The organism is Vibrio gigantis, from assembly GCF_024347515.1.
GTDB lineage: Bacteria > Pseudomonadota > Gammaproteobacteria > Enterobacterales > Vibrionaceae > Vibrio > Vibrio gigantis.
In genome coordinates this window covers 144,759-170,392 of record NZ_AP025494.1, presented here as the reverse complement: position 1 = coordinate 170,392, position 25,634 = coordinate 144,759, and the positions used below count along the sequence as shown (strand labels likewise).

26 protein-coding genes and 1 pseudogene are annotated in these 25,634 nt (G+C 43.5%); 14 read left to right on the top strand and 13 right to left on the bottom strand.

The genetic code is table 11. From position 1 onward, the window contains the following. Positions 1-97 precede the first annotated feature (97 nt). The 3 genes from tnpA to tnpC are packed head-to-tail and all read left to right on the top strand — an operon-like array spanning position 98 to position 2,527. Positions 98-451, top strand: a complete 354-nt coding sequence (gene tnpA, locus OCV56_RS25830) for an IS66 family insertion sequence element accessory protein TnpA (protein ID WP_086714981.1) — start codon at positions 98-100, stop codon at positions 449-451. After that, positions 448-804, top strand: a complete 357-nt coding sequence (gene tnpB / locus OCV56_RS25825) for an IS66 family insertion sequence element accessory protein TnpB (RefSeq protein WP_086714982.1) — start codon at positions 448-450, stop codon at positions 802-804. The genes tnpA and tnpB overlap by 4 nt, the downstream gene beginning before the upstream one ends. 55 nt (positions 805-859) lie before the next feature. Beyond that, positions 860-2,527 (top strand): IS66 family transposase, encoded by a 1,668-nt coding sequence (tnpC, locus tag OCV56_RS25820; protein WP_086714983.1) that lies wholly within the window; start codon positions 860-862, stop codon positions 2,525-2,527. 66 nt (positions 2,528-2,593) lie between these two features. Here the strand turns inward: tnpC and csm6 are convergent, their stop codons facing one another. Further along, positions 2,594-3,745 (bottom strand): CRISPR-associated ring nuclease Csm6, encoded by a 1,152-nt coding sequence (gene csm6 / locus OCV56_RS25815; RefSeq protein WP_086714984.1) that lies wholly within the window; start codon positions 3,743-3,745, stop codon positions 2,594-2,596. A gap of 225 nt (positions 3,746-3,970) precedes the next feature. On the opposite strand from csm6, the gene OCV56_RS25810 reads away from it, so the two are divergent. Beyond that, positions 3,971-4,891, top strand: coding sequence for an IS5 family transposase (locus OCV56_RS25810; protein ID WP_086715048.1), 921 nt, complete (start codon positions 3,971-3,973; stop codon positions 4,889-4,891). 36 nt (positions 4,892-4,927) lie between these two features. Continuing rightward, positions 4,928-5,328, top strand: a pseudogene (locus tag OCV56_RS25805) (transposase); the annotation flags it as partial. 619 nt (positions 5,329-5,947) lie between these two features. Here OCV56_RS25805 and OCV56_RS25800 read toward each other — a convergent pair. The 6 genes from OCV56_RS25800 to OCV56_RS25775 form a co-directional block, all read right to left on the bottom strand. Beyond that, entirely contained in the window at positions 5,948-7,012 is a 1,065-nt protein-coding gene (locus tag OCV56_RS25800; RefSeq protein ID WP_086714985.1) for a replication initiation protein, read from the bottom strand. Positions 7,013-8,229: 1,217 nt separating this feature from the next. Continuing rightward, positions 8,230-8,697 carry a metal-dependent hydrolase gene (locus OCV56_RS25795; protein WP_086714986.1) on the bottom strand — a complete coding sequence of 156 codons (468 nt, stop codon included), beginning with the start codon at positions 8,695-8,697 and terminating at the stop codon, positions 8,230-8,232. Positions 8,698-8,708: 11 nt separating this feature from the next. After that, positions 8,709-9,320, bottom strand: a complete 612-nt coding sequence (locus OCV56_RS25790) for an LPP20 family lipoprotein (protein WP_086714987.1) — start codon at positions 9,318-9,320, stop codon at positions 8,709-8,711. A gap of 4 nt (positions 9,321-9,324) precedes the next feature. Next, entirely contained in the window at positions 9,325-10,029 is a 705-nt protein-coding gene (locus tag OCV56_RS25785) for a hypothetical protein (protein ID WP_086714988.1), read from the bottom strand. Between the two features lie 98 nt (positions 10,030-10,127). Next, the gene (locus OCV56_RS25780) at positions 10,128-10,670 is read right to left on the bottom strand and encodes a hypothetical protein (RefSeq protein WP_086714989.1); all 543 of its coding nucleotides are present in this window, start codon (positions 10,668-10,670) and stop codon (positions 10,128-10,130) included. Further along, entirely contained in the window at positions 10,630-10,845 is a 216-nt protein-coding gene (locus OCV56_RS25775) for a hypothetical protein (protein ID WP_150330748.1), read from the bottom strand. Before OCV56_RS25775 ends, OCV56_RS25780 begins: the two co-directional genes overlap by 41 nt. Before the next feature lie 206 nt (positions 10,846-11,051). Here OCV56_RS25775 and OCV56_RS25770 point away from each other — a divergent pair, with 206 nt between their 5' ends. From OCV56_RS25770 to OCV56_RS25740, 7 genes are all read left to right on the top strand, one after another. After that, positions 11,052-12,131, top strand: coding sequence for a PD-(D/E)XK nuclease-like domain-containing protein (locus OCV56_RS25770; protein WP_086714990.1), 1,080 nt, complete (start codon positions 11,052-11,054; stop codon positions 12,129-12,131). Positions 12,132-12,146: 15 nt separating this feature from the next. Continuing rightward, positions 12,147-13,178 (top strand): recombinase RecT, encoded by a 1,032-nt coding sequence (locus OCV56_RS25765; RefSeq protein WP_086714991.1) that lies wholly within the window; start codon positions 12,147-12,149, stop codon positions 13,176-13,178. Continuing rightward, positions 13,178-14,260, top strand: coding sequence for a hypothetical protein (locus tag OCV56_RS25760; protein WP_086714992.1), 1,083 nt, complete (start codon positions 13,178-13,180; stop codon positions 14,258-14,260). The genes OCV56_RS25765 and OCV56_RS25760 overlap by 1 nt, the downstream gene beginning before the upstream one ends. A gap of 144 nt (positions 14,261-14,404) precedes the next feature. Beyond that, the gene (locus OCV56_RS25755; protein WP_158094633.1) at positions 14,405-14,560 is read left to right on the top strand and encodes a hypothetical protein; all 156 of its coding nucleotides are present in this window, start codon (positions 14,405-14,407) and stop codon (positions 14,558-14,560) included. Positions 14,561-14,668: 108 nt separating this feature from the next. Further along, on the top strand, positions 14,669-15,754 hold the full coding sequence (locus OCV56_RS25750) for an RNA-guided endonuclease InsQ/TnpB family protein (protein WP_086714993.1): 1,086 nt from the start codon (positions 14,669-14,671) through the stop codon (positions 15,752-15,754). Positions 15,755-16,353: 599 nt separating this feature from the next. Next, entirely contained in the window at positions 16,354-17,613 is a 1,260-nt protein-coding gene (locus OCV56_RS25745; RefSeq protein ID WP_086714994.1) for a ParA family protein, read from the top strand. Between the two features lie 2 nt (positions 17,614-17,615). Continuing rightward, complete coding sequence (locus OCV56_RS25740) at positions 17,616-18,746, top strand: ParB N-terminal domain-containing protein (RefSeq protein WP_086714995.1); 1,131 nt, start codon at positions 17,616-17,618, stop codon at positions 18,744-18,746. Positions 18,747-18,933: 187 nt separating this feature from the next. Here OCV56_RS25740 and OCV56_RS25735 read toward each other — a convergent pair whose 3' ends face one another. From OCV56_RS25735 to OCV56_RS25725, 3 genes are all read right to left on the bottom strand, one after another. Beyond that, a complete protein-coding gene (locus OCV56_RS25735; RefSeq protein WP_086714996.1) occupies positions 18,934-19,170 on the bottom strand; it encodes a hypothetical protein in 237 nt (78 codons plus the stop codon). A 60-nt stretch (positions 19,171-19,230) separates the two neighbouring features. Beyond that, positions 19,231-20,883 (bottom strand): ATP-binding protein, encoded by a 1,653-nt coding sequence (locus tag OCV56_RS25730; protein WP_086714997.1) that lies wholly within the window; start codon positions 20,881-20,883, stop codon positions 19,231-19,233. Positions 20,884-21,101: 218 nt separating this feature from the next. After that, the gene (locus OCV56_RS25725; protein ID WP_081230246.1) at positions 21,102-21,326 is read right to left on the bottom strand and encodes a hypothetical protein; all 225 of its coding nucleotides are present in this window, start codon (positions 21,324-21,326) and stop codon (positions 21,102-21,104) included. 393 nt (positions 21,327-21,719) lie between these two features. Between OCV56_RS25725 and OCV56_RS25720 the strand changes: the two genes are divergently transcribed. Both OCV56_RS25720 and OCV56_RS25715 read left to right on the top strand, forming a co-directional pair. Further along, positions 21,720-22,262: a hypothetical protein gene (locus tag OCV56_RS25720; protein WP_086714998.1), complete on the top strand. Its 543-nt coding sequence runs from the start codon at positions 21,720-21,722 to the stop codon at positions 22,260-22,262. A gap of 9 nt (positions 22,263-22,271) precedes the next feature. Beyond that, positions 22,272-22,502 carry a hypothetical protein gene (locus OCV56_RS25715; protein WP_086714999.1) on the top strand — a complete coding sequence of 77 codons (231 nt, stop codon included), beginning with the start codon at positions 22,272-22,274 and terminating at the stop codon, positions 22,500-22,502. 56 nt (positions 22,503-22,558) lie between these two features. Here OCV56_RS25715 and OCV56_RS25710 read toward each other — a convergent pair whose 3' ends face one another. Genes OCV56_RS25710 through OCV56_RS25700 form a run of 3 tightly spaced genes read right to left on the bottom strand, consistent with a single transcriptional unit; the run spans position 22,559 to position 25,634 of the window. Beyond that, positions 22,559-23,074: a hypothetical protein gene (locus OCV56_RS25710; protein WP_086715000.1), complete on the bottom strand. Its 516-nt coding sequence runs from the start codon at positions 23,072-23,074 to the stop codon at positions 22,559-22,561. Between the two features lies 1 nt (position 23,075). Next, positions 23,076-24,434: a TraB/VirB10 family protein gene (locus OCV56_RS25705; RefSeq protein WP_086715001.1), complete on the bottom strand. Its 1,359-nt coding sequence runs from the start codon at positions 24,432-24,434 to the stop codon at positions 23,076-23,078. Between the two features lie 12 nt (positions 24,435-24,446). After that, positions 24,447-25,634 (bottom strand): hypothetical protein, encoded by a 1,188-nt coding sequence (locus tag OCV56_RS25700; protein WP_081230241.1) that lies wholly within the window; start codon positions 25,632-25,634, stop codon positions 24,447-24,449.

Genomic DNA, 25,634 nt, shown 5'->3' with positions numbered 1-25,634 from the left:
TAACTGCCCATCTAAGGTAAGCGTCTTTAAATCGACTCATTCAATCCTTTCAATAAACGTCGTAACCTTTAACTTTGATTGTTAAAGGTACTCGAAAATGTCTCAGCATAGATCTCAACAAGAATGGCTACGTCTTGTGCAGAAGTATTACAATAGTGAGCAGTCTGCCGCTCAGTTTTGTTTAGAGCACAATCTTCATCCAAAAACGTTTGACAACAACCGTCGCAAACTACACCACTTAGTCAACCTGCCTAAAAAACGAGAAGATTCACTTTCTGAATTCGTTGTTGTTGAAAAAACACCCATGATAAACACCAAAACCGAGCAACTGCCGCCCTCTACGTTACCTACGGAATTACGCCTTGAAGCAGGCGCGTGCTCTCTTCATGTGCCTCGTGATGTAGCACCTCAGTGGCTCGGCCTTCTATTGAAGGAGCTTGCTGTTGTATGAAAATGTTCCCTGATATCTCTGTTGTCTATCTCCACAAGGCGCCCGTCGATTTTAGAAAGGGCATTAACGGCTTGAGCTTTATTGTTGAACAGAATATGAACCTTAATCCCTTCTCCGAAGCGCTATTTGTCTTCTGTAATCGCACGCGGGATAAGCTCAAAGTTCTCTACTGGCAGCGTAATGGCTTTTGCCTCTGGCAAAAGCGACTCGAAAAAGACAAGTTCGCTTGGCCAAGAAAAATGCCAGGGAAAACCCTCTCATTAACGGAAGAGCAGTGGCATTGGTTGCTTGATGGGCTCGACATTGAAAAAATGAAACCCCATCAAACATTGAATTACCAAAGTCTTAATTAAATTAAAAAATATTAGCGGATAAGGAACTTTCGCGGATCTCTGCGATCTTCCTTATATGCCAAATAAAAATAAAGAAGATGAGCTAGCGCTCTTACGTTCAAAAGTGACTGAGCTTGAATCTACGGTACTCACTCTTCACCAATCTCTAGGCGAAAGTGAATCGAACATACTCACACTGAGACAATCTCTAGACGAGAGTAAATCGAACGTACTCACACTTCGCCAGTCTCTAAACGAGAGCGAAATAACTATCCAATCGCTGGTTGAAAAACTCAACCTAGCGCGGCGTAAACGCTTTGGTAGCAGTAGCGAAACCATGCCCCCTCAGGACTTAGAGTTCAATGAGGCGGAGACTCATGCCGATACGACAGGTGAAGAGGAAGCGGCCGATACTCAGAATGATAAAACATCGGAAGCAAAAAACACTTCATCCGAGACAAAACGACGTGGTCGCCCAAAGCTTCCCGAAGACCTACCACGAGAGCGTGTTGTGGTGGACATTCCAGAATCAGAAAAAACCTGCTCGTGTTGCCAGTCGTTACTCTGCAAGATGGGACAGAGCACCAGTGAAAAACTGGTGTATATCCCAGCCAAGTTATACGTTGAAGTCACTGAAAGACCCAAATACGTCTGTCGTCAATGTGACGTGCTAGGAGAAAAGAGCCTCATGTTGATGGCTCCACCGCCAGCATCGATTATCCCGAAAAGCATCGCGACGCCCTCTTTGCTTGCGCAAATCATCACGAACAAATACCACTATGCCTTGCCTCTCTATCGTCAAGAATCGTTGTTCAGACAATATGGGTTAGCGCTCAGCCGAAAAACGATGAGTCAGTGGATACTGCGTTGCGCTGATAAGGTAGAGCCGTTAATCGCCTTACTGAAAGAAAGCCTCCTTGCTCAAGATGTTCTGTTCGCGGACGAGACCACGTTGACCGTGCTCGATGACGAAAGAAAGAAAAGTTACATCTGGTTGTATGGGTGTGGTCCGGACCGAGGAGGGAATGCGAAATCCCCCGGTATCGTCTTGTTCGACTACCAGGAAGGGAGTCGCGGTCACCACTGCCCTGAATGGTACCTGTCAAACTACACTGGATACCTTCATGTGGATGGGTATAAAGCGTATGAAAAGACAGAGGCGAAGTTGGTGGGTTGCTGGGCGCATGCAAGACGCAAGTTCATAGAGGCCGAGCAGAGCCAACCAAAAGGCAAGCAAGGTAAAGGGGGTAAAATCCAGTGGGCAGTCAATTGGTTCCAAAAGCTCTATCGTGTTGAACAAGCACTCAAAGATAAGACGAGGGAAGAGCGATATCTTACCCGCCAATCAAAGACTCAGTCTCAGCTCAATGAGTTCAAGGCGTGGTTAGATAAATCGGTCACTCAGGTGCCCCCTAAAAGTAAATTGGGTGAGGCGATTAGCTACAGTCTCAATCAATGGTCGAAGCTAGTAAGAGTTATCGATGATGGCCGGTTAAGCATGGATAATAACCGAGCGGAACGTTCAGTACGTCCGTTCACGGTAGGACGGAACAAGTGGTTGTTCTCAAAGACTCATAATGGAGCCCGCGCCAGTGCAGTGTTGTACAGTCTTATCGAAACCGCGAAGGCTAACGACTGTGAGCCGTATGAGTACCTCGAATACGTGTTACGAGAAATCCCGAAACTGAAGAGTGAGGATGACCATGGTCATCTTCTACCTTGGAACATGCCAAAGACGGAATAGTCCGCCCCTACAGAATACCGCTCAGAATGACAGATACCGCCTTAGTTGGCGGTATCTGCGTAGATATTAGAAAGTCAATGAGTCGGTTCGTAGACGCTTACCATCTAAGTAGATTTTCAGCTCTTGTTTGACACTATACGTCGCTCCTGATTTCAAACCATCTGAGTGCACTTTTATTTGTTCCACTAGATGGGGGGCCAGCGACTTTTCAAATAATTTATGGAGGCCATTCAAAGATTGGCGCACAAAGTCTTTTGTCATTTTCGGAGTAACCTGAGTTGGTGATTGCCTCCATTCCCCTTCATCCTCTAACCCCATACTTTTATAAAGTCTAACATCCGCTTTGATAGTGTTGAGTATTTCTAAATAGCGTTGCGTATGGGTCACATCATCTTCAAAAAAGCGATCTAGCGTCTCTTTTCGATCTGAGTGAGTTAAGAAGAACAAGTAAATCGCCAAGGCTTTGCCTGTCAATTTTATGGAGATACCAGCAACCTCAAGCTCTTTACTCAAGGTGTTAATATTGACAATGACGTCTTTACCAGCCGCACTGTTCATTGCAGAGACTGTTTTGGAGAATGAATGTTCGTTCATTTGAGTAAACATTGCTTCATCAACCTGACGACGCATACGTACAAAAGGAATCTCAGCGAGGGTTACGTTTGCATTTTTGGTATTGACCACTTTTTTCTTATCTCGGCCAACGATATGCTTATCATATGGCGTTGGATAATAAAACTCACTCGTAAATTCATAATCATCATCTACAAATACATGACTCAAAACATCTTGTTCTCGACCATAGAGTGACATTGCATATCCCATATAAAACGCCATCGTTTTTCGGCCACCCGCTATAGATGCATGAATCATCAGATCATCATTTTGAGTTAGTTGTGCAATTTTACTAGTGATAAAGTCTGCCATGATTGTTTGATCTGCTTCACCTTTTGCATCACTTAATACATTGCCTTGCTCATCTTCAATCAGCCAAATATTGTTCTCGTCAAATTTAATCTCTGGTAGGTGGTAATCTTCTATCAATTTTTGCCAGTGGCCTTTAACAAAAAAACCATCAATTAGAGTTTGTTTCGAGTTTTCTGTTGTGATAACAAAGATCTCTTCTGGCATCGGGTTTCCCTGCTTATACAGTGCATAAACAGTCTCTGTTAGAACTTGTGGGCTTGCGCCGGTTACAGCTACCAATACATTTTTCATTACGATTACCAAATAACAGGTGCCACCATGGCACAATTTATAATATTACAGTCATGTAGGACATTAGGTTAACTATCCCGTGTTTTCCACCTCACGCAGACTTTCAACCGACAATATTTAAAACAGATAAGCTTACAAAGTCCGACTGGCTTTGTTTCCTAAATCAGGGAACTAATGCTTAAAGCTACGATCAGATCATCTAAGTTCACTCACATACTTAGAGCAATGCCAAAGCCTCGCTACAGAACAACTAACTGGAAACAATATAACCAAGCCCTAATCAATCGTGGTTCACTGACATTCTGGATTGATGAGGAAACGATTCAACAGTGGAAGCAACTCAAGCAAGGTAAACGAGGTCGACCTCGATTGTTTAGTGACTTAGCCATTACGACCGCCCTCATGGTTAAACGAGTATTCGCGATGCCGTTGAGAGCGTTACAAGGATTCATCGATTCTGTTTTCAAACTCGCTCAACTCCCGTTGTCATGTCCTCATTATTCATGCATCAGTAAACGAGCCAAAACGGTTAATGTGTCATTCAAGACAAAGACCCGAGGCGCAATACAGCATTTAGCCATTGATGCAACAGGGCTAAAGGTCTACGGTGAAGGTGAATGGAAAGTAAAAAAACATGGTACTGACGGGAAGCGTCGAGTTTGGCGTAAGCTCCATTTAGCCGTAGACACTGGCACTCATGAAATCATTGCGGCTGAGTTAAGTTTATCGAATGTCACTGACGGTGAAGCTCTTCCTAATTTACTGAATCAAACTCGTCGTAGAATCAATGAGATATCTGGTGATGGAGCTTACGATACAAGACAATGCTACGAAGCAATACGTATTAAACAAGCTGTTCCACTTATTCCACCGAGAGAAGGTGCTGCTTTTTGGTTACGAGGTCACCCCCGTAATCTGGCGGTAGCTTGCCAGAAATTATACGGCTCAAATAAACATTGGAAAAAGAAGTACGGTTACCATAAACGGTCACTTTCAGAGACGGCTATGTTCCGTGTAAAGACACTGTTTGGTGGGCGATTAAGTTTAAGAAACTATAATGCTCAGGTTGGTGAAACCTACGCCATGATTAAAGCGTTGAATAAGCTCACAGGGTTAGGTATGCCTAAAACGATAGAAATAGCCTAATAATCACCCATACTGGCCGTTTCTATCTGAGATCCAATTAGGAAACAAAGCCTTCCTGAGTGTGAGTATCAACACGTTACGTTGACTCTTCCTCACACGCTGTGGCCAATCTTTCGGGATAATCGCTTTCTTCTCAATCATCTCTTTAGCTGTGCAGCCAAAATCTTCTTGGATGGGCAAGGCAACTCGATATCGATATTGGCGTGTTCTGTGCACTTCATACCTACGGGAGAAAGCTGAATTGGAATGTGCACATACATTTGTCTGTCACCCGCGGGGGCTTATGTAAGAGGACAGGTCTATGGAAGCCCATTTTCTTTAAAGCTAAGACCACTGAGAAGTGTTGGCGCGGTGCCATCACTCAACTTCTCAGCACCCATTACGCACAGTTAGATTTGAGTGGAGAGGACTGCCCTTTCATTCGCAATGAGCAAGAAATCCACTATCTAGTGAATGAAGAAATAACTGAGGTGCTGTGTAGCTACTGCAACAATGATTTTAATGAAATGGGTATATTCGGTAAAAAAGAATTCTTCGATGCCTTTATAACGCGGCTGGTGGCTGACCATTGGGTGGTTTCAGACGACAGTTAATCGAAATAAAGAACCCACGTTGGGTTCTTTATTTTTTCAACCGATGCGAATTTGAAATGTAGTTGGAGTTGTCCTGATGATGGTTAACTGTCTTAAGCAATCATGGCCTTGAACTACTGTTATTATCTACACTCTATATTAATTACTATTTATTTCTATTATTAAGTATTGAAAGTATGGGATCTATAATAACTATGAAGCATCGTAAGTAACTGTTTAGAAAGAGCTTTTGGCGTTTTCAATTACACATTACCCGTATATTTGATCTCATTTTCCGAATGTATGATCATCCTACCCGAACTTATGATCTTTCTATCCGATTCTTTGATCTGTATATCCTTGTTTATTGATCTTTTAGCTCTCTTTAAAAGCACACTTTATCCGTGTAATCACCATCTTGTCACTGAATAGTTTTAAAGCATTATTTCTAGCTGTGTGTAAGTGACTTAAATTATTGTATTTATTAGTAATTATCATCAACAGATAGGTTGTTAATTTCGTTTAGGAAACTCTCAATAGATTGTGCCATTTCCACACGTTGTTCTTCTTCTTTTTCGCGACGCTTGATGGCTATATTGATCTTGCTTGCTCTGTCCTGCTCCCCAATAGACGTATAGCAATGTGCAAGGTTCTTAAGTTCGTCAGTCGTGAGGTCACTTCCACCGACACGCTTCATTTCTAATGAAGAGATTATACGTTTGATGTCATCAAGGTTGAGTTTTTGAACTGGGCCTTTCTTCTCTACCCAACGGTATAAAAATTTGATCTTAGATATCTTACGACCTTCACGGTAAACCTCATAACCATGGGTTCTGCCATCTTCAGAGTCAAAGAACATGATCTCCTGATTTGTCTCTGAGTCATCCTCTATACCTTTAATGCTGGCTTTAATGCAACGATCAATAAAGACACTGTTATTGGAAAAGGATCGCTTACCTGACTTTATCTTTCCTGCTGGGTCATGGAGCCCAAATAAGCCTTTTAAGTCTTCAATATCAAAGGTTTGCAGATAGGTACCGCCACTTTTAAAACGACTAAGGATTTCGTAAAGACGTTTAGCATACTCTTTTTTCAGGCTAAGAAAACTCTGTGTGGTAATAAGCGCATAGCTATTGTTATACTCAATGTAGGCGTCTTTCAGCTCTTCATTGGGCTTCATTGTCAGGCGTCTATCTTTGTATGTCACACGTTTGAATATCGAGATGAAGTCGAACTCCTGGATCTCTTTGGTATCATCTTCAACCAACACGCCAATGTTTTTCTTAGTCAGTCTATCGGCAACAGGTCGTAGTGTCTTTGCGAGTTCTTTGGGATCAATGTTCAACCATCTCGAAAGCTGAGTTGAGGTGAATTGATAGGTTGGAGTATTATTGTTTTCCCAGTCTTCAGGCTTCATGTGGGCTATCATCAAGGCAAACAGGTCTGCCTCACGTTGTGTAAGGTCCTGCTGCGAGAATACAAGCTTGTGCGCCTTTTTAAACTGTTTTGGAAGTGTGTGTTTCTTCGAGGTAGTGACCTTACTATCCATGCCTAATCTCAACTGTATTTTCTACTGTGTGAAAGTATAACACTTTATCCGTGTTAGTATCACAGCTTTTCCGTTATTAACTCTAGAAATCCGTGTATCCCAACAAGAAATCCGCGTTTCTTCATTTGAGAGTCCCGGCCATCTGCCATAAAGCTTTCAATTTCCTGAATACAAATTGAACACCCATTCCTTTAACCATGCTGATGTACGCAGTAGTGAGCGTTTATAGTGTACTATTTCTGTAGTTATTGATCTGTTTATCCGTGCAATAACACATATAATCCGCGTACTTATTTCATGGCAGATATCACTTCAAATTAATTGGTATGATGTTGTTTTATATCGTTTTGTCTGTGGTTGGGTACTAAGTTATAAAGGTTTTATACTTATGGTTATGCATTTTATTTGTTTGAAATTTATCCAAACCAATACCTGTATTGATCTATTTATCCGTGTTTGATTCCAAGATACACCAAAGCCCCCGTCTATTTAGAACAGTTTTCCCGTCCTATTTAACAGAGGCATTCAAATTTCGGCATTAAATGATCAATTTATCCGTGTATCATCACTCTTTATCCGTGTTTTGAAGCTGAATCGACAAATTAACTGCTTCAATGATCAGTTTACCCGTGTAGCATTACAAATAATCCGTGTTTTTCCATCGTAAACCTACTACAGAGGTTTTTTGATCAGTTTATCCGTGTTTCAACACAGATTATCCGTGTAAAAACATGACATAACATTTATCGTATCCTAAATTACAACAAAAAATCCGTGCCTGAATGGTTGCTGGACGGTGTTCATACAAGCTCTCCGTGTCGCTATTTCATTCATTACACATTTTCCGGTGATGCCAAGACACAAGAACTTCTGTTGGTTTGATGGTTTTGTAGTCTGTATATGCACACTATTTACGCTATATCGTACTCGCTAACCGATACTTCCTATTCATAACCCTCCTTGATGATCATATTATCCGTGTAAACACTCAAATTTCCGGTTAATCACACATGTTACCCGTGTTATTTGCCAATATTAGGCGTATTCACACAAGATATCCGTGTTTGCATTACCGATACCGTGTTAAGCAATACAGTTTTTCCGTGTTATATCCCAACTCACACACAAAATCCGTGTTTTACACGGGGAATGTGTGATGTTGATCCTATCTAATGTACTTTCTTAACCTGTATTCATACCTAAACCTCAATTTGGACTTATCTCAATGCAATCCAACTCGCCATCACGACACATCCAAGCGTGGTAATTGCCTCAAAGAAGCCGTTACTTGCTGGCGTCAGCGGTACTCGATACCGAGTAGTTATCGGCCAAAAGAAATTGATGCCTGATTTGGTACAAGCATCCCCCACAAGGTGACCTATATAGCCAAATGTTAGCGAGTACGCCCAAGGAAACTCATACGTCGCACATAAGAACCAAAGGCCGAACGCGGCAAGTAAACTATGTAGCGCTCCTCGATGCCCGAGAATGCCTTCAATCGGTATACTCAAAAACGGAACAATGCGCCCTACCCTGCTATGTCTGGTGTCAATGTCAGGCAGTAATGCTCCTAACATCGCGAAACCCATACCTGCAAATGACATCCAATAGAATGTGTCTTGCATGGTATTCATGCAGATGTAATAGGCGCTTGCTGTTGTTATTTGATGATTGATAGCCTTCACACGGCACCACCCTACTCAACAGCGTTGCCGTTTGTTGCCTTATCTACACGACGCTCTAAGTCTTTAAAAGCAATGTCGCTTGCTGCTCGAACGTCACGGAATAAGTCATCATTGCCATCATTGTTCGAATCGTATGGCATGAATGACAATAAGTAGACGCGGTACTGAGTACTTTCACGGATAATTTCTGTATCCGTTACGTCATAGTCAGAGAGCTGTGCGTTCGCCACCAGCTTATCGATTGTCTTTTCGGTCAACGATACGACTTTGCTTTCCGTCGTCGCTGAATTGGTTGTTTCTGATGTGTACGCACGTTCACTGCCCGATACGATTTGGCGATATTTCTTGGCCAATTCAAACTCAGCGTTAATCTTCGCTTTAGTTACCGCCATGTCTAAGTCAGAGCTCATTCCTGTTCCGGCTGCAAAAAAGCCTTCACCGTTAGACTTCGGTGGTTTCATGTACCAAGAAGGAATGTTACTCAGCGTCTCATCCACACGGTCAACCGTTGCGTCATGCTTCGCCTTTTCTACTTCCAATTTGGTCATGTCGTTAGATGCACAACCGACTGCCATGATTGAAATCATGAACGCAGCTAATGTTTTCTTTTGAGTCATTTTCATTGGTCTAGTCTCTTTTTAATGAATTAACGCTTTTGTTATACATACGCGAACTCATAGTTGAGAAAATAAATTGAAGTAGCGTTATAGCGACTGGGACTGTTGCGATGATTGCCCCAACACTCATCAAACCTGCCATTTCTTCCAGATAGATATTGACGCTTCTTAGAACGGTTGTGGTGTGTGAAGCTGCGTAGATTAAGCCGACATAAGTAAACACCCCAATCCACAGTGAGCCAGCCATTGCGATTTTGATGTCAGTGAGAGATGGAAGCATGTGCAGTGTTACTGAAGATAAAACCCAGATTAGAAACCACTGTTGCCACGCTGCTTTATTCATGAACAACGTTAGGTCAATTGTGTTGTTATTAAAAAGATACGGTGTCACTTGTGGTGAGAGGAAATACAGTGCGACGATGCCTGTGAAAATTGGGCCAATACTGACTATTACTTTTCGAATTGAACCGGAGATGGACATTGGGTATTCGTAATTTACGTAGCCGAGCACGGGATTATCTTGAGTCGGCATTTGAAACAGTTTCACTTCGGTTACCTTAAACCCAACCAATTTGCACATCAGGTAATGTCCGAGTTCATGTAAAGGTACACCAACTATTCCCGTGATAAACACGAGTACTCTGCTCTTGTTGAAGCGCTCCATCAGATACTTAAGTACCCAAATGGCGGCAGCAATAGTTAGGAAGTGGATCATAGAGTTACCAATAAACGTAAAGACGGTAATAAGGTAACGTTTCCCTCAAACGATGTTTTCAATTAAAGAGCCAATTTTCGGGCGTTAATTGACAATATTTATTGTTGACTGTGCCGTGCGTCTATCTTTCGGACCTTTATTTGATACAACTCACACCAATGGAGCACTTGTTGAAGTCTTTCTGGTTTCGTAGATTCATCGATCAAAAGCGCAGCCGCATTAGAAAGCTGTAGCTGTTCAAAATTCAATAGCCGCCCAGCTACACGGCCATCATTGTCATAATCCGCGTTCAGCATCTTGGCTTGATATTGGCACTTTGGAAAGGTCGTATAAGGGGAGTCTGACAGTATCGCGACTTCTCCGGATACATTGCCCAGCAGCAGGCTGACTTTTTCCGTCACGGATAATTCACACTTCTGCCCACGCAGGTCGATAACAGAAAGTACAAACGGCGACTCGGGGACAAGCGTTCTTGCCCAAACACCATTGAGCTTCACATTTGAGGGCAGAGAATGTCTCGCAAAGATATTGAGAAACAACTCATCAGGAACAGCCTTTGGTCCTAAGTTTAACCGGGTGATTATAAATTTCTTCGGTATCTTACCGAGCTCCACCAGCGTGCTCGTGAGCATTGATTCCATTTCGGCTTCTTTCAACCACCCCCCCGCCTTGCTTTATCGGCAAGTTAAAGCAATCACCATAAAGTCCTTCACCATTTGCGAGCCCTTTCGATTTCAATATCAACGGCACACCTGCGCCACTGCCAGTATTTGTTCTGTGTTTGGCGTATGGAATTACATAGTTCATACCTAGCATATTCGTTGTCCATTTTTGATTCTGTCATCATTGGTTATACACCGATTTTGGACTGGTTTAGACAGTTAGGATTTCTTTCAAAGACATTGATATATAAGGGCTCAAGACGAATTCACTAATTTTCAAAGTGGGGGGAGATTACTACTAAAAAACGGATTCCGTGATGTATATTCATAACATCACAAACAAGTTTAAGAAGGCATATTATGATTACTGAAATGATTAGCTCGCTAAGAGATTCGGTTACTCCATTCAAATTTGATGGTAGTACTTGTGATGTGCTTAAGGCATACAACAAAGATGGGTCCCCGAGCTGGCTTGATGAAAAAGATGAGCTCATCGAGGGGATTTACATTGGTATGGAGAACGAGGTTTACCATGCCCTACCCGCGTATTCATCATCTCAGTTGAAGCTGCTCGTAAAGAAATCCCCTGCCCACTTTTACAGAAAATACATAAGCGATATTGACCGTGGTAGAACCGTGTCGAAGTCGCTGCAACGCACCTTTGATGCAGGCACCTATGGTCATGAGTTGATCCTAGAGCCTCATGGGTTCTATGACCGCTATTACCGCGATATTGTGCCAGCTGATTACCCAAATGCCCTTAGAACGGTCGCAGAAATGCAAGCGCTTGTTGAGAAGCTTAACATCCCTAATGTGCCAAAAAGCGCTAATAAAGAGCGTTTGATGAAAGAGTTATTGGCAGTAGAACCGACCCTGCAATTTTGGGATACGGTTTTAGAAGAGCACAACAATAAGACTATCCATAAAGGAAAAAAAGCGATTGATGCCATTGTCTGGGACGATGCACACCGCGTACACGAAACATGTCGAGATAATGTTGATGCAGATGCATTGATTCAAGACGGGTTACCAGAGATCTCCTTTATCGCTCGCTGCCCAGAAACTGGCTTGTGGCTCAAGTGTCGCTTTGACTGGCTACGCTTCGACTGTATTGCCGTTGATGTAAAAACAACTGCGAGTACGGACCCTGATGCGTTTGCCAAGCAAGCGGGTAACTTGGGATATCACATTCAAGAAGCGTTCTATACCTACGTAGCAAGCTTGCTTGAGGTGAACTTGGGTGCCTTCTTGTTTGCATGCATTGAGTATGTCGATGCTGATTTATGTGAAGTCTATGACTTACAAAGAAAGGAAGAATCGATGATTAAGTTCAAAGATGGGCTACATTCATTGGCGACTTGCCTTTCTACAGGCGTATGGACAAAACGCGTGAATCTATCAGGAATCACTTCTATCACTATTCCGAAGTACTGCCGTTAATTGGAGGGCGCTATCATGACTAATCAATCACTAGTATTACAAGCAGTCGAGGCTGCACGTCCTCATTTTTCGACTATCGTTGCTGAGAACCAATCGGGTCTTGATACAGACTTAGAGCTGGAATATGTGGCCTATATTCTGGAGAGTTTTGGTGAGTCGATTACCTCTAACATGGACGCCAATTCGGTATATTGGAGCATACTCAATCAGGCCACCATCGGTTTGTCTGTTGAGGAGGGGTTAAATCACGGCACCTTTTTATATCGTCACGATTATGTGTCCAATTTCTTCGTATTGGAATTCATGCCCACATACCATGGGCTAATTCATTTAGCGTTCGAGTCGGGGGAGATGGCGCAGGTCAGTGCTGATCAAGTGTTTAGTCATGATCAGTTTATCTATCATGGTTCACGTTCGCTGCCTGAGCATACCTCTCAAGGGGCTTACGCGAGTGGAGATTTATTGTGTGCTTATGCTGTTGGAGAGACGTTAGCAGGTCACGTCTATTGTGAAGCCCTTTCACGCGAAGAGTTAGATGAGATTGAGCTGATGGCGGCTATGAGCTTCAGTTCTAACCAATCGGTTTGGAATACTGCTTTTGTCGGTCAGATGCGTAAGAAATCTGCGATTCGTAGAATGATGCGTTTGTTGTTCAATCAACTCGGTTTCGACAAACCTCACTACCGCAGTCGTATTAAGACGCTTATGAGCGTGGAAGATAACATGTGGACGAATATGAAATCCTCCATGGACCATGAAATCGCTCGTGCAAAGAAAGAGAAAGCATTGTTAGGTACGAGTAAAGACAGCGTTCCGGTCAACACCTTTGGGCAGCCTATTAAGAATGCTAATACGGTATGTACTTCGAAAGTAGTGTCACATACAGGTATGTCTGCTGCCGACTTGATTAAGCGTGTAGGCTCTACTGACGGACCTACCTTGGACTTTGTTCCTACGGCTCAAGATGAAACAGAACAACCGCAAACTGAAAACCCATCGACATCCACACTTGGTTCAGATGGCTTTATGGGCGGGTGGGGGTACTAATGACAATCACAGAAACGCGCAATGAGCCCGAGCGATTACGAACGGCGAGTATCATTACACTAGGCAAACAGAAGAATGTGTTTCTTACTCATTCGGTAGTAAATCAGAGCTCCAATAAACTGATCTACCAAACCAAGCGCAGCGATACAGGTTCTCTCAAAGAAGTTCAGTGTACGCAAGAGCAGGCCGATGTGTATATCCACCAGCAAGTGGTGAAGAGTTTACAAGCTCATACCGATGATATTAACCTGCCACACATGTCACTTTTAGAACTTCCCAAGGAATATAGAACGGTTCGAGAAAGAGATGTGTTAGTCCGTTTTCGAGTGCCAGAACCATCGATGTCTTGGATTGACAATGACATTCACTTCGCTGATACCACTGATAACTTTGGCTCCGACTGTCGGTTCTATCCGACTCGTGGCAGTGAAAACTTCGATTTGGCCGTACTCACCATTTACCCCGAGGATTCTGGCTACTTCGCTACTTTGAAAACCGAACACGGGTATACCGGCCTTCCTATGAGTCATTGGATGTCGTTAGTACCCATTTGGCGCAAAACCAAAGTAAAAACAGAAATTGCGGTATTGATTGACAGTGAGGCTCAATCTACGTTGCCAGGTCTTGGAAAGATGGCGAACAAGCGTGGTTACACTTGCCTTGGTGTTATATCGGGTTTCTTTGATAGAGCCGAGGGTGCTGGCGACGCCCTTTTCAAAGATCTATCGACCCGTCAGCTCTTTGTTGATGCCCGTCACTCGGCTGAACCAACAGTGGATTGCGAGTATGGCTTTGCTTTCTCTATGTCTCATAACGCTCTCTACCGGTTCGATGCACGTCGTTCTATCTTATTGACCATCATCGACTTTGATTCAAGTTCAAATTCTTGGGTTTTGGGGTTTACCGACACTCTCGAACGAGTTACACAAATTCCCTATTCGTATGATGACTTCTTTTCGAAGGGTTACCAAATTGCGCTGGTGGCCACCGTTCGAGAACAAAAATTAATGAAAGTCTTCAGCTATCAATTTCATTCTAGTTGCTTTGATGAGGAGTCTTCTTCAACACAACTTGAATCATAAGTTCGAATGACAGCGGCATCCTCAATCCCCGATTCCCCCCGTTTTGCTTTCCCTCCCTCTAGTGATAAGGCCCCAGTTACAATGTGGGGGGAGGGCGGTTTATGTCCAAGTACTCTGTATTCATCAAAGACAATAAGGTGATGGATGAATACCACTAAAGTGCCGAGCACTCACTCTGAACACGACACGCAACCTGTACCCAGTAAGTTAATAGAATCGATGGAAGGATTTGAATTTGATTCGATGACAGATGCACAGGTAGAAACCGCTTTTGAATACCTCATGGAGCAAGTGTCGTAGAGTATATCTCCGGCATTTACCTGATTCTTGCGAAAAGCCCCTCCCTAGAATTATCTAAAGCACCTAGAGAGGAACCAACAACGTGAAAGCACTAGTTAATTGCGCCAAATGAAACGAGCATTCAAATACAGATTCTATCCTACTCAGCAGCAAGCCGAACTACTAGCAAAGTCGTTTGGCTGTTGTCGTTTTGTTTGGAATAACTCTCTTAAGCACCGTACAGATGCGTACTACGAGAGAAGTGAGTCTATTGCTCATTCAGCACTAGAGAAGCGATTAGTGCCTCTGAAAGTAGAGTTTGAGTGGCTTAAAGAGGTATCGAGCGTCATCTTTCAGCAAGCATTGCGCGATCAGCAAGAAGCATTCAAAAATTTTTGGGATAAACGAGCCAAGTACCCAAAGTTCAAATCCAAACACGACAAGCAATCAATCAGACTGACCAAAGTCGCCTTTAAATATCGTGACGGTCAATTGTTCATTGCCAAGTCAAAGCAACCTTTAGATGTTCGTTGGTCGCGTGAGCTACCAAGCGAACCTAGCTCTATCACTATTTCAAAAGACAAAGCTGGTCGATACTTCGTGTCGATGCTTTGCGAGTTTGAATCTAAACCAATGCCTGTAACAGCTAAGACGGTAGGTATTGATTTGGGTTTAAATAACCTGTTCATCACAGATAGCGGTGAGAAAGTCGATAATCCTCGCCACACTAAACGCTACGAAAAGAAACTGGCATACCTACAGCGTAAACTAGCCAAGAAACAAAAAGGCAGTAAGAACCGCAACAAGGCACGCCAGAAAGTAGCACGCCTACATGCAAAAATTGCTGATAGTCGACTAGATAACCTCCACAAGTTGTCTCGCAAACTCATTAACGATAACCAAGTCGTTTGTGTCGAATCTCTAGCTGTGAAGAATATGATCCGCAATCCAAAACTGGCAAAGCATATCGCTGATGCTTCGTGGGGCGAGTTCGTCCGTCAATTGAAGTACAAAGCGGAATGGGCGGGACGCACTATCGCAGAGATAGACCGTTTCTTCCCTAGCTCAAAGCGTTGTAATGGTTGCGGGTTTGTACACGAATCAATGCCGCTTGATATCCGTGAGTGGGACTGTCCTGATTGTGGACGCACCAATGACCGCGATATTAACGCAGCTATGAATATAAAAACCGTCGGGCTGGCGGTGTTAGCTTAGGGAGCGACTGGATCGGGGATTGGAGCAATCCAGTCTAGTGAAAGCGTGTCGAACTAAGAATTCCCTCCGTTTACGGATGGAAGAAGTCAACCGTGTTCTAATCTGTCATCATGACAGAATAGTAAGAGATTTTGATTGTTTAGTGTGACTAGCTTCATTCTGGTTTGCTTTCATCTTGTTGGCATTTCCACATTCTCATCACACCTGTTTGGTCACTACTACAACAAAATTTCTTTCTCATACATTGAAGCCTAACATTCAGTCAGTTCCCGCGTTTATGTATCGCAGAGCTGACTTTTCGTATGTTAGTGGTGGCTTCAAACCCATTACTCCTTACTCACGTCCGTTTATGAATTGCACAACATGGCCGATAAGTACAATAGTAGGACGCGTCCTACTATTTTAAGTTGTTGTTTTTGTTGTGTTTTGTTTTTTCCTCTATCGTTCCCCTATCTTTTGCAGAAAAGTACATCATTAGTTTAAAACTTTATCGTAAGTCGAATTTCAATGAATTTATCCAAAGTTGACTTATTATATCTTTTCTTACCTTTAATATTGGTTCATACTAGCTTTCAAACAGGCCACTGGTGGATATTGCTATGGGAACAATGACAGAGAAACAGCTCAAGACGCTTGAATTAGTTGACGAACTTGGGGACGGAGGTGCTAAATTCTTGGAATTGCGCCGCGAAACAAATGAAAAGCAACCTCGTTCTTTCACACAAGCTGAGGCATTGAAGTACCTCGAATGTTCTCAAAAGGTATTGACCGATTTAACGAAAGCGTTAGGTATCGATCCTAAACGCTATGCTGAGGTTGGTATTCAGTACTACCTGACTCTTGAAGAGCTGTACTTGATCCGCGATAACATGCCGAATACCACCGTTCTTAAGAAAAGACACAAACCATTCCAAAGAACAGCGAAACAAAAGACGCAGATTATTGCCGTTCAAAACCAAAAGGGCGGGGTATCTAAAACGTCACTGTCCAATACAATAGCAACAGGTTTGGCGATTAACTATCATGTTGGTTACAAGATCTGTCTTATTGACATGGATGGCCAGTCAACTCTGACAAGTTTCTACCCTCCAGTGCATAAACACGAAACCAAACACATTGAGCGAAATGGAGCTAAGTATATTTCTGACGCTCGCACCAGCATTGGCGACTTGATGACTATTGATCCTAATACAGAGACGTTTCAAGACGATGTGCGCAACGCCGTTTCAGATACGCTCATCCCCAATCTGAAAATTATCCCTGCGTCCCAGTCTGATAGAGACACGGAATCTTTGAGTACCAGCGACGATTTGAAGAAGCAGAATGTTGACCCTACAACGCGTTTGAAAAATATCTTAGATGCACTCGATGGTGAGTTTGACATCATATTGATTGATACTCCGCCTTCATTGGGTTTTGCAACGTTGAACAGTTACTTCGCTGCGACTAGCGTGCTGATTCCGTGTAAGGCGGAACATAATGATACCGATGCGACCTGCGCCTACTTTCAATATCTGGATAGCATCATTGGTAACTTCATTGCTAAAGGTCATCAAGGCTACGACTTTGCGAAGATTGTCATTTCCAATTGGAAGGGCAGTGACTCGGAACTGGACATTTTCAATGCTCTAGTCAGTCAGTTTGGTGATGCAGTGTTGTCGACCAAAATGAAACACAGTGAAGCTGTAAAACGTTGTGCGTCTGAGCATAGCAGTGTTTTCGAATTCTCTAGGTCAATGGACAGTAAGAAAGGCAAAGCGTTAGAAGCGGCACAGGCGAACTGTAAAGAAGTCGTGGCCGACATTCATAAGCTGATAACGGACGTTTGGAAACAACAGGACAAAGGTGAGGAGCAATAATCATGGCCAATAACCGTCTAAAGAAAATCGCTGCTGCTAACGCTGCTAAGGCCGCACAAGAATCACCTTCAATCACTGAACCTGAAGTGGAGAGTGTGTCGAGCTCACAACGCAAGCCCCAAGCCTTCATGGGTGGTAATGAGCGCGAAACCACTATGACCTTAGCACAGGGGAAGTTGGCTTCCATTGAAGCTTCACTAAAGGAGGGCGGCATTAGTCTCCAAGAGTTTTTAACTGAGACTAAGAAGCTGGACTTTGCGCAAACAGGTCGTGAGATTAAGTCCATTGATGGTACAAGCTACCGTGCTATCCAACGTACCTTGTCATACGATGAGATTATGACTTTGGTTAGGATTGACGTGGACAACGTTCGTGAACAGTCGAGCCGCAATACGATTCAACTCAACAAGATGAGTGATGAAATCGAGTTCGGTATGCAAATTTCACCTGTACTTGCTTACCAAGGTGAAGATGGCCTGATCTATGTCGTGGATGGCTCATGTCGTACTGATATTGCCATGGATAAAAAAGTGGGGCTGGACTTTGAAATATTAGATCAAATCCCAACACCTGAAACCATTACCTGGCTGGTGGCGTCGTCTGACATCAAAACGTCTTTCAATTACTACGAAAAGGGCAAGCTCTATTCTCGTTTGATGGAAGTGAATGATTGGTCGGCGTACAAATTAGAGAAAGAACGTCTATACGAAAAATCAGACATCTCACTCTCCCTCGCTATCTACTCGATGCCTGACAGTCTGAAGAGCCTGTTTTCAAACTATGCCTTTAGTAGCCGAGATGCCAAGTTCCTTCGTAAATTGATCGGCACGGTTTCAGAGAGTGAAGATAAGCAAAGTGCCTTCACGAAATGGATTGACGAAAACCGCTCAGAATTCGAAGCCATGAATGCAGAGGAAGTGAACAAAGAGCTTATTGCACGGTTGAAAGATTGGAGTCCTGTTTCTCCTAAATTGGGGGGCATTAATAAGGAACCTCTATCGTGGGCAAAGAATGGGAAGGTATCGGTATCATTCCAAGTCGTGAGTAAAACAAAGTCGAAAATTGAACTGAACAATGCAACGCCTGAGCAGATTGCTCAATTGGAAGAGTTCAGCAAAACTTTGTTTGGTTAGGGCGGTTTTTGGGTAGTAGGACGCGTCCTACTATAAACTCAGTGGCATAATTACCTCTTGATGCTGGTGGTCAAGCAGCCATGTAATGAAAGGGCTGTGCCATAACACGATACGAACTCGACTCTGCGGTCTATTGTGGATTCAAAAAAAAAGCTCCCATGTGATGGGAGCTTCCGATAACGATAAGTTATTGATTAAGAGCGTCTTGTAACTGCCCTAATACAAATGCCTTATCTTCTTCACTCTTTAAGTCTAGGGCTTCAATAAACCCTACACTGTTAATGAGTTCCTGCAATTTAACTTTATCCAAAGTTGGGCCAATTAACTCAAGGATATTGTGTAACATATCGACTTGAGCGTAAGGACCATATCCCCGACCCAATTCATGAGAATGGTCGATGAGGGAGTCAGTAAATGAGTTCATAGTAACTCCATACTTGGTGTTCTACCATACAAAGACAGGTAGGTTGGCGGGTTAGTGTGGTTACTTAGTTTCGGTAACTACAATGTCAGTTCCTGAAAACGAAATACTAAATTTCAGGTTATTGAGTGTGTTTTTCAATCCAGATCCCATGAACGCATCATCGAGAACTCTTTGGATCAGAACTTCAGGACTTTCCGCCCTTAATTTCATATACAATTTCTCAAGCAGATAAATGTCGCGGTCCATATCGCTTTCACAATAGCAATTCCACTCATCTTCGTAACTTCCATAAATACGCAAAGCCATTGACAGATCTTCTTTGGCGGGTATCACCAATGTTTGATCTGAGGCTACAGCTGCATCATCATTAATGATGACATCACCGTATTCGCCGGACAGCGTGTATTCATCACATAGAACGATAGAGATGGAGTAAAACCCATTTAGTATCTCTGTTGGGCTAGGGTTAGACAATTGGATATCGACCTTCAAATCTTCAACGTAACGGATAGTACAGTTGTGGATCCAATGGTCTTTATGCAATTTCTGAGTATCAACAAATACCACGTTGTCCAAACCCATTAGGTAGTTGATGTTGATGGTTTCATATTCTTCTTCACGTTCTGGAAATGCAAAGAGTAATGATGATTCCACATCAGTGCGAGAAATCGGCTGTTCAAGTTGGCTATGTGTTACGGCATCATGTCCAGCGAGTGCGAGCTCGTAAGTTGTGCTTTCTTCGATCTCAGACTCAGTTAAAAAATCAATATCGTTAAGAAGCTCAGGCGCATAATTTATCGCGCATTTCCAGAGTGTGGAATTTGCCGCGAATGCTTCAGAACCTAGCTCATTAAGCTTTTGTTGAAGTGAATTTTGCATTAGCTTTTTCATTTCAACGTGAATCGACTTTTTAATTTCTTCGGAGTCCAATAACTCAGCACGATCCGGCATTCTTGCCCTAACGCTATCATCCAAATGAACGATGTGATCTGGTTGTAAGGTGCGTGATTGCACAGAGTTATAGTTATTCGCTATAAAAGCACCTTGCAGATAAGCGATCCAACTCAGTTTGTCGATTTCGGGATTAAAATAAATAGTGCCGAAGCTGAACTTCGATTTAACTAAGTTACCTATGTCATCCAGAACGACTCTTGAGTGTGTTTTAGCGAGTATTTTCCCGTTGAGTACCACATCTATGTCATAACCTGCACCAACTTGGTCGATTTCTCGGTTATAAGCAGTCGATGTGAGATAGTTAAACAAAGCGTCAGTAACGCCTTCCATTTCAATTAATGTACCGTTACCGTGCAGGCTGTCTTCTATCTCGATAGATTCACCTGAAACGATGTCTTCAGTACTTGCTGAGAGCCTTTGATGCTGACTTTGAATTGTGATGTGTTCGCACGCAAACAAAGTGCTTAAAAAGCCCATACCATATGGGTTGCATTTAGCCACATCGCTTGACCAACCTGATTCTGCAACCGACAGAAGCTTTTGCATGTCAGTGATACCTGAACCATCGTCCAGTACGATTAAGTTCGCACGGCCATTTTCTACTGAAGTCGTGAAGGAAATGGTTGTGGCGTTAGCGCGAGAGGCGTTCTGAATCAATTCATTGATCACTTTTCCGGTGTTGGAAAAAATGGCACCAAGGTTCGCGAGAAAATTGGATTCGTTAATTTTGATTTGAACTGATTTGTTTGAGTTAGTCATAGTCTTATCCTCGATATAGGGTAGGTAATGAATCTGCGAAGTACTGGGTGAGCACAACACAAGGGGTTACAAGCCGGTTAAAAGTGCGTTCAACGAGACATCAATGTCTGAAGGAGCATTTGACCGGGAAGGTTCATCCGGTGGGATGAGGTTCGTTGTCATTGTTGGACAATGAGGTTGGTTAGTTGCTGGTGGAAGTACCAGGTGCTAACAGGGGGTTAGACTCTGTGTTTGTGAATAGTAAACGTTAGCCAAAGGGTAATGCCTGCTGAAGCCCAAGAGAGTAGGGTGATCAACAAAACATGACGCCATGTTTTACAGAATTCGACCACATCATGGAATGCAGAAGGGAATTCTGTGCCACGAACAACAAGAACAGGGTGAATACAGAAATAAACCGTCGCTAAACCAAATAATATGGTGAACAAAGTGCTTAATTTCATGGATAGTTCCTCACGGGTAGGTGATATCGCAGGTACACAAAAAACACCCAAGGGTGTGTGTGTTGAACCGTTGATTGGGGTTAATTACGGGTAGTAATGCGAGTGGGTAACTCTTGTTGGTGTCAAAGTGCATTGACAGTAAGGGACATGCATAGCATGGGAGAATTGGAAGCTCTCCAGCTTGGAGAAAACGATCACTAATACTAGTGATGATGTTTTCGGGTTGAACCGTATCAATCTAGCGTATGGGGCTGAAATAAATGGCAATTAACGAATCCAAAATACATGTTTCGAGCACTCGTTCAGTGGGTTACGTACTAAGTGGGGGGAGATTGCTAGGCCAGGTATGGGAAACGTCGTATATTGAATTCAACGAATAGCCGGGGAGCAACAATGGAGAAGGAAGTAAAGCGGGTAAAGTGGCATAGCCATGGATGTCGTGAGCTGATTGATGTGATGCGTTCATTGTCTCTCAGTGACATCCAATATCTGTGTGAGCAGCCAAGCCCAGTCACCACTGAATTTATTGACGAGTTCGCTCATTCAAAATGTTATGTCTTGTGCGAGGGTTTGATTGTGGCTGGAGAACGTAGCCGGTTCCCGATTCGGGGTGTGATTCTGTCTGAGTATGGCGTTGACCTTCATTACCTCAATGCTTTCGATATTGAAGGGCAAACGATATATATCGATGCCTATGGCCTATTTACACGTATTGAAGATATCTCAAGGCGCTATCAGATCGACGAAGCAAACATGACGGTTTTTGAGTTCGACTTTTATGGACTACAGTGCCGAAACCCTGACATGCCAGTCGTCGTCCTTCGGGAAACATTAGATGCGCTTAGACATGGTATTGGTTCTCCCGTGGACTACGTTCGCTTTAGAGACAATGCTTGTCGTCACTTGCTATTGAATATTCAAAATGAAATTAACTAGGAGGGAAGTATGTTAGCTCAGTATTTTGATCGTATAGATGAAAGCATCGACGCGTTGCTGGCCACCGACTTAACAGAGACTCAGAAAAAAGCGATCTTGGCGTTGGTGAAAGACTCTAGCGAAGAGGTGTTGGCCTCATACAACAGAGCGGTTCGAGCAGAAACCAAAGTCAATGTGATGAAGACGAAGTATGACACGATCTGTTTGAGTGCGATGGATGCCGCGAGTGGAGTGCATTAAAAAAGGCCACTGTGAAAGTGGCCAAGCTGTGTTGTTTGCTAGTTTTATTGGTTTTGTTACTCCGATTGTTGCGAAGCCAGCCTGTTCATTTCATCGACGGACATTAGCTTAACAACAAGAGAATCTGGTAACTGACCATGCACACTAGCTGCAGGTAGCACCACTTTCCCTTCAGAGTTCAATATCTGGATCATGTTGTTGTTATATTTTTCTATAGCAGCAAAATCATAACCCTGAGATTTAAGAGCCGAAAACGCTTTACCAAACGGGTAAAACACAATGGGGTGTTGGCTCAATGACGTTTCACTTTGTTTGTCGATCACCATCATGGCATAAGCCATTACCCCTGATAGGACCATTAACCACACTACGATGATCTTCGGAAATAGATTTGACGTCTTACTTTCCGTTTGCGTTGGCGTTGCTTCAATCACGGTCGGTTCTTCGTCGCCTTTAGGTTCGTCGGGCATTGTTGGTTTTGATGCCTTCTCAATGAGTTGTTCAAGCTCCTGACTGGAATTCGACGCCTCAGTTGGTTGGTCATTTTTCTTTTCATTATCACCAGTGGCCATATTAGATCTCCTTAAACGTCAGTTTTAAAGGGGCTTGAAGTAGGAAGGTCACTTCTTGCATTGCTGGTACGTCAACGGTTGGCCAGATTTCTTCCAACATTTTCACGTAGTATTCCGAAATGCGGTCCAAAGATGAGGCGCCACCTTGGAGTACTGCCGAGGTGCCTAGTGTCCCTAGATCGGGTGTTTGAAAGCCTGTTCCGTCAGAGTTGATGTCGACACCCGGCACCCTTGATGGGGCGATACCTTGTGCCAGTCCTGAAAAGAAACCCGCCCACATGGAGCCTTTCAATACTTCGCCGTTTCGAGCAACTAACGTGCCTGGAATCCCTGCCTGACCGTCAGAGCCAGTAGCAAAGCCTTGCGCCGCTGCTTCTGCCGTGAGTCCGTCCTCATCGATGCAGACCACTTTTTCTAGTCTCATGTAGGCTCTGCGATCTGACAATTGACCAATGCCGGATAATAGTGCCTGACAGTCTCTTAGGTCAGCACGATAACCATTTGGCAATAGTGCATCTGTCTTGATTCGCATGACCGCCGGAAGGGGCTCTCTCGCTGAACCAATACTGGTTGGAGCTTGCATGCCTGATAGCAAAGTGCCGGTTACAAGGCTGGTGGTTGGCAATGAAATTGAATACCCTTTTTGCTCAGGTTTTTGCTGATAGTTCTTCAAGGCAGCAGCCAACTCCATTTCTTTCTGATTCAATGCCTCACGTTTTTGCGCCTCTGACATTTCATCTTCATCGACCAGTTGGTTTGCTTCTACTAAGGTTTTTACACGCCCGTCTTGCAACAAAATCGCATCATTCCCTTCATCGACACTTCGAATGCCTGCAAGAGCTGGGGGAGGGGAGCTGCGCAACTGGCTCACTTGTTGGTTCGGCACGCCATTAGCGTCGACAGTGATTTCCGTTGCGTTCCCGTGTCGATCTACAACGACTTGGCGGCCTTGTCGAATTTGGTTCGGATCATAGTTGGTTCTTTCCAATTGGCGTTTGCCTGACTTCCATTCGGCAATCTCAGCATCTTGATCGGCCATTTTTTGACGAAGACCATCGACCTCTTGTTTTAACTGGTCGTACTGGTAATTGTCATTGCGTGCCGACGACTTTTTATCGATGGCCGAAATTTCAACTAAGGCGTCACGAACTCCGTCAACGTCTTCCCTCTCTAGTTGGGTACGTGTGCTCGAAGGCATGAACACTTTTTCGATTTTATTCGCGTCTGCGTTCGGTCGTTGAATTTTGCCCGGATGAATAAATTGCATCGCTACATAGGCGGCAGGAACAATACAGACGCCAATCACCCCATATCGGAAATTTTTGTTGGTTTCCCAAAGTTCTTTAAAGTTAATCTTCATGGTTCACCTCGATTAATCCAGAAGTGATGGACGTTCATTGCGAGAATGCATACGTTGGTAGTACAGTCGGTCGCGCAATACGTATACTTCGGTTTTTTCTGATGGCTTTAAGGTCGCTTTGTTTAAGATACCCGTTGCGATCACGTCATCATCTACCCAGCAATCCTGCTCTCGCAAAACCACATTTCGATTCGTAACGTTTTTAACCAATACAATGTCCACGATTCGTCGAGACGATATTAAACGTTGTTTCGTCTCTGCATATGTTCCAAATCGACAAGGACGTAACGCGTCTCGCGGAATGTTGGTCTGCAAGTCAAAACCGGTAGGTGTTGCTTTTCCTGCCGTTTGCGCAAACAGTTTGTTGATACCCTCGACGTATGGAGATGACTTAACTTGAGGATCACTGGCAATGGCCAATTCAGATTCCATATCTTGAATGCGCTTTTCTTGCTCAATTTTATCCTGTTTTTTTGACGCCAATACGCGGTTCACTTTTGCTTGTAATGCTTTGTTGTATCGGACATCGACTTGTACCATTGCAGGCATGACATCAAGTGGCCAAATCGTTAAGTTGACTTGGGTTTCAGGCACCCCTTTTTCGAACATAATGATATTAAAAGGGGCATCGTTGTTAGACGTGAAATAGATAAAGCTACCATCCACTTTCATGACGACATTGGGATCTGAACTGCGAATGTTAATTTCTTTGAAAGAGGTGCGAATACTGTTGAGTATGTACTTTGCTGCAGGCAACGTAATATTGTCTGAAGGGCGTAGTTTGTACTTCTGAACTGGCTTAAATTTCTTCGCCATTTGGCGCTGCATACGTTCGAATGCAGTCAGAGAAGGTTTTGGTGGTTGGGCCGTTGGTGGTGTTGCGACAATCACGTTCTTGTCTGATTGGGTGACTCTTCCAAATTCATCGACGGATTTTGTGCTGACAATAGGTTGCTTCGCAGCTGGGTCATTGACTGGAGTGAATTGACTTAATGACTCTTGCTTATCGGTCGGTAAAGATTTGACTACTTGGTCAACCATTGCAGCAACAGTCGCTTTATTTTCTGGTTGCGTTGTTTGTCGCTCCACTTTCGAGCCAACAGGTTCAATAGGGATGACGTTTTGGTTTGCCATTGCACCGAATGATAATGTGGCACAAAGCAAGGTCGTATATCTAGCGAGTTGATGTGAATTTTTCAT

Bases quoted from the DNA above. Each gene is read 5' to 3' on its own strand.
- tnpA (WP_086714981.1), top strand. From the start codon at position 98: ATGTCTCAGCATAGATCTCAACAAGAATGGCTACGTCTTGTGCAGAAG.
- tnpB (WP_086714982.1), top strand. From the start codon at position 448: ATGAAAATGTTCCCTGATATCTCTGTTGTCTATCTCCACAAGGCGCCC.
- tnpC (WP_086714983.1), top strand. From the start codon at position 860: ATGCCAAATAAAAATAAAGAAGATGAGCTAGCGCTCTTACGTTCAAAA.
- csm6 (WP_086714984.1), bottom strand. From the start codon at position 3,745: ATGAAAAATGTATTGGTAGCTGTAACCGGCGCAAGCCCACAAGTTCTA.
- OCV56_RS25810 (WP_086715048.1), top strand. From the start codon at position 3,971: ATGCCAAAGCCTCGCTACAGAACAACTAACTGGAAACAATATAACCAA.
- OCV56_RS25800 (WP_086714985.1), bottom strand. From the start codon at position 7,012: ATGGATAGTAAGGTCACTACCTCGAAGAAACACACACTTCCAAAACAG.
- OCV56_RS25790 (WP_086714987.1), bottom strand. From the start codon at position 9,320: ATGAAAATGACTCAAAAGAAAACATTAGCTGCGTTCATGATTTCAATC.
- OCV56_RS25785 (WP_086714988.1), bottom strand. From the start codon at position 10,029: ATGATCCACTTCCTAACTATTGCTGCCGCCATTTGGGTACTTAAGTAT.
- OCV56_RS25780 (WP_086714989.1), bottom strand. From the start codon at position 10,670: ATGGAATCAATGCTCACGAGCACGCTGGTGGAGCTCGGTAAGATACCG.
- OCV56_RS25775 (WP_150330748.1), bottom strand. From the start codon at position 10,845: ATGCTAGGTATGAACTATGTAATTCCATACGCCAAACACAGAACAAAT.
- OCV56_RS25770 (WP_086714990.1), top strand. From the start codon at position 11,052: ATGATTACTGAAATGATTAGCTCGCTAAGAGATTCGGTTACTCCATTC.
- OCV56_RS25765 (WP_086714991.1), top strand. From the start codon at position 12,147: ATGACTAATCAATCACTAGTATTACAAGCAGTCGAGGCTGCACGTCCT.
- OCV56_RS25760 (WP_086714992.1), top strand. From the start codon at position 13,178: ATGACAATCACAGAAACGCGCAATGAGCCCGAGCGATTACGAACGGCG.
- OCV56_RS25755 (WP_158094633.1), top strand. From the start codon at position 14,405: ATGAATACCACTAAAGTGCCGAGCACTCACTCTGAACACGACACGCAA.
- OCV56_RS25750 (WP_086714993.1), top strand. From the start codon at position 14,669: ATGAAACGAGCATTCAAATACAGATTCTATCCTACTCAGCAGCAAGCC.
- OCV56_RS25745 (WP_086714994.1), top strand. From the start codon at position 16,354: ATGGGAACAATGACAGAGAAACAGCTCAAGACGCTTGAATTAGTTGAC.
- OCV56_RS25740 (WP_086714995.1), top strand. From the start codon at position 17,616: ATGGCCAATAACCGTCTAAAGAAAATCGCTGCTGCTAACGCTGCTAAG.
- OCV56_RS25735 (WP_086714996.1), bottom strand. From the start codon at position 19,170: ATGAACTCATTTACTGACTCCCTCATCGACCATTCTCATGAATTGGGT.
- OCV56_RS25730 (WP_086714997.1), bottom strand. From the start codon at position 20,883: ATGACTAACTCAAACAAATCAGTTCAAATCAAAATTAACGAATCCAAT.
- OCV56_RS25725 (WP_081230246.1), bottom strand. From the start codon at position 21,326: ATGAAATTAAGCACTTTGTTCACCATATTATTTGGTTTAGCGACGGTT.
- OCV56_RS25720 (WP_086714998.1), top strand. From the start codon at position 21,720: ATGGAGAAGGAAGTAAAGCGGGTAAAGTGGCATAGCCATGGATGTCGT.
- OCV56_RS25715 (WP_086714999.1), top strand. From the start codon at position 22,272: ATGTTAGCTCAGTATTTTGATCGTATAGATGAAAGCATCGACGCGTTG.
- OCV56_RS25710 (WP_086715000.1), bottom strand. From the start codon at position 23,074: ATGGCCACTGGTGATAATGAAAAGAAAAATGACCAACCAACTGAGGCG.
- OCV56_RS25705 (WP_086715001.1), bottom strand. From the start codon at position 24,434: ATGAAGATTAACTTTAAAGAACTTTGGGAAACCAACAAAAATTTCCGA.
- OCV56_RS25700 (WP_081230241.1), bottom strand. From the start codon at position 25,634: ATGAAAAATTCACATCAACTCGCTAGATATACGACCTTGCTTTGTGCC.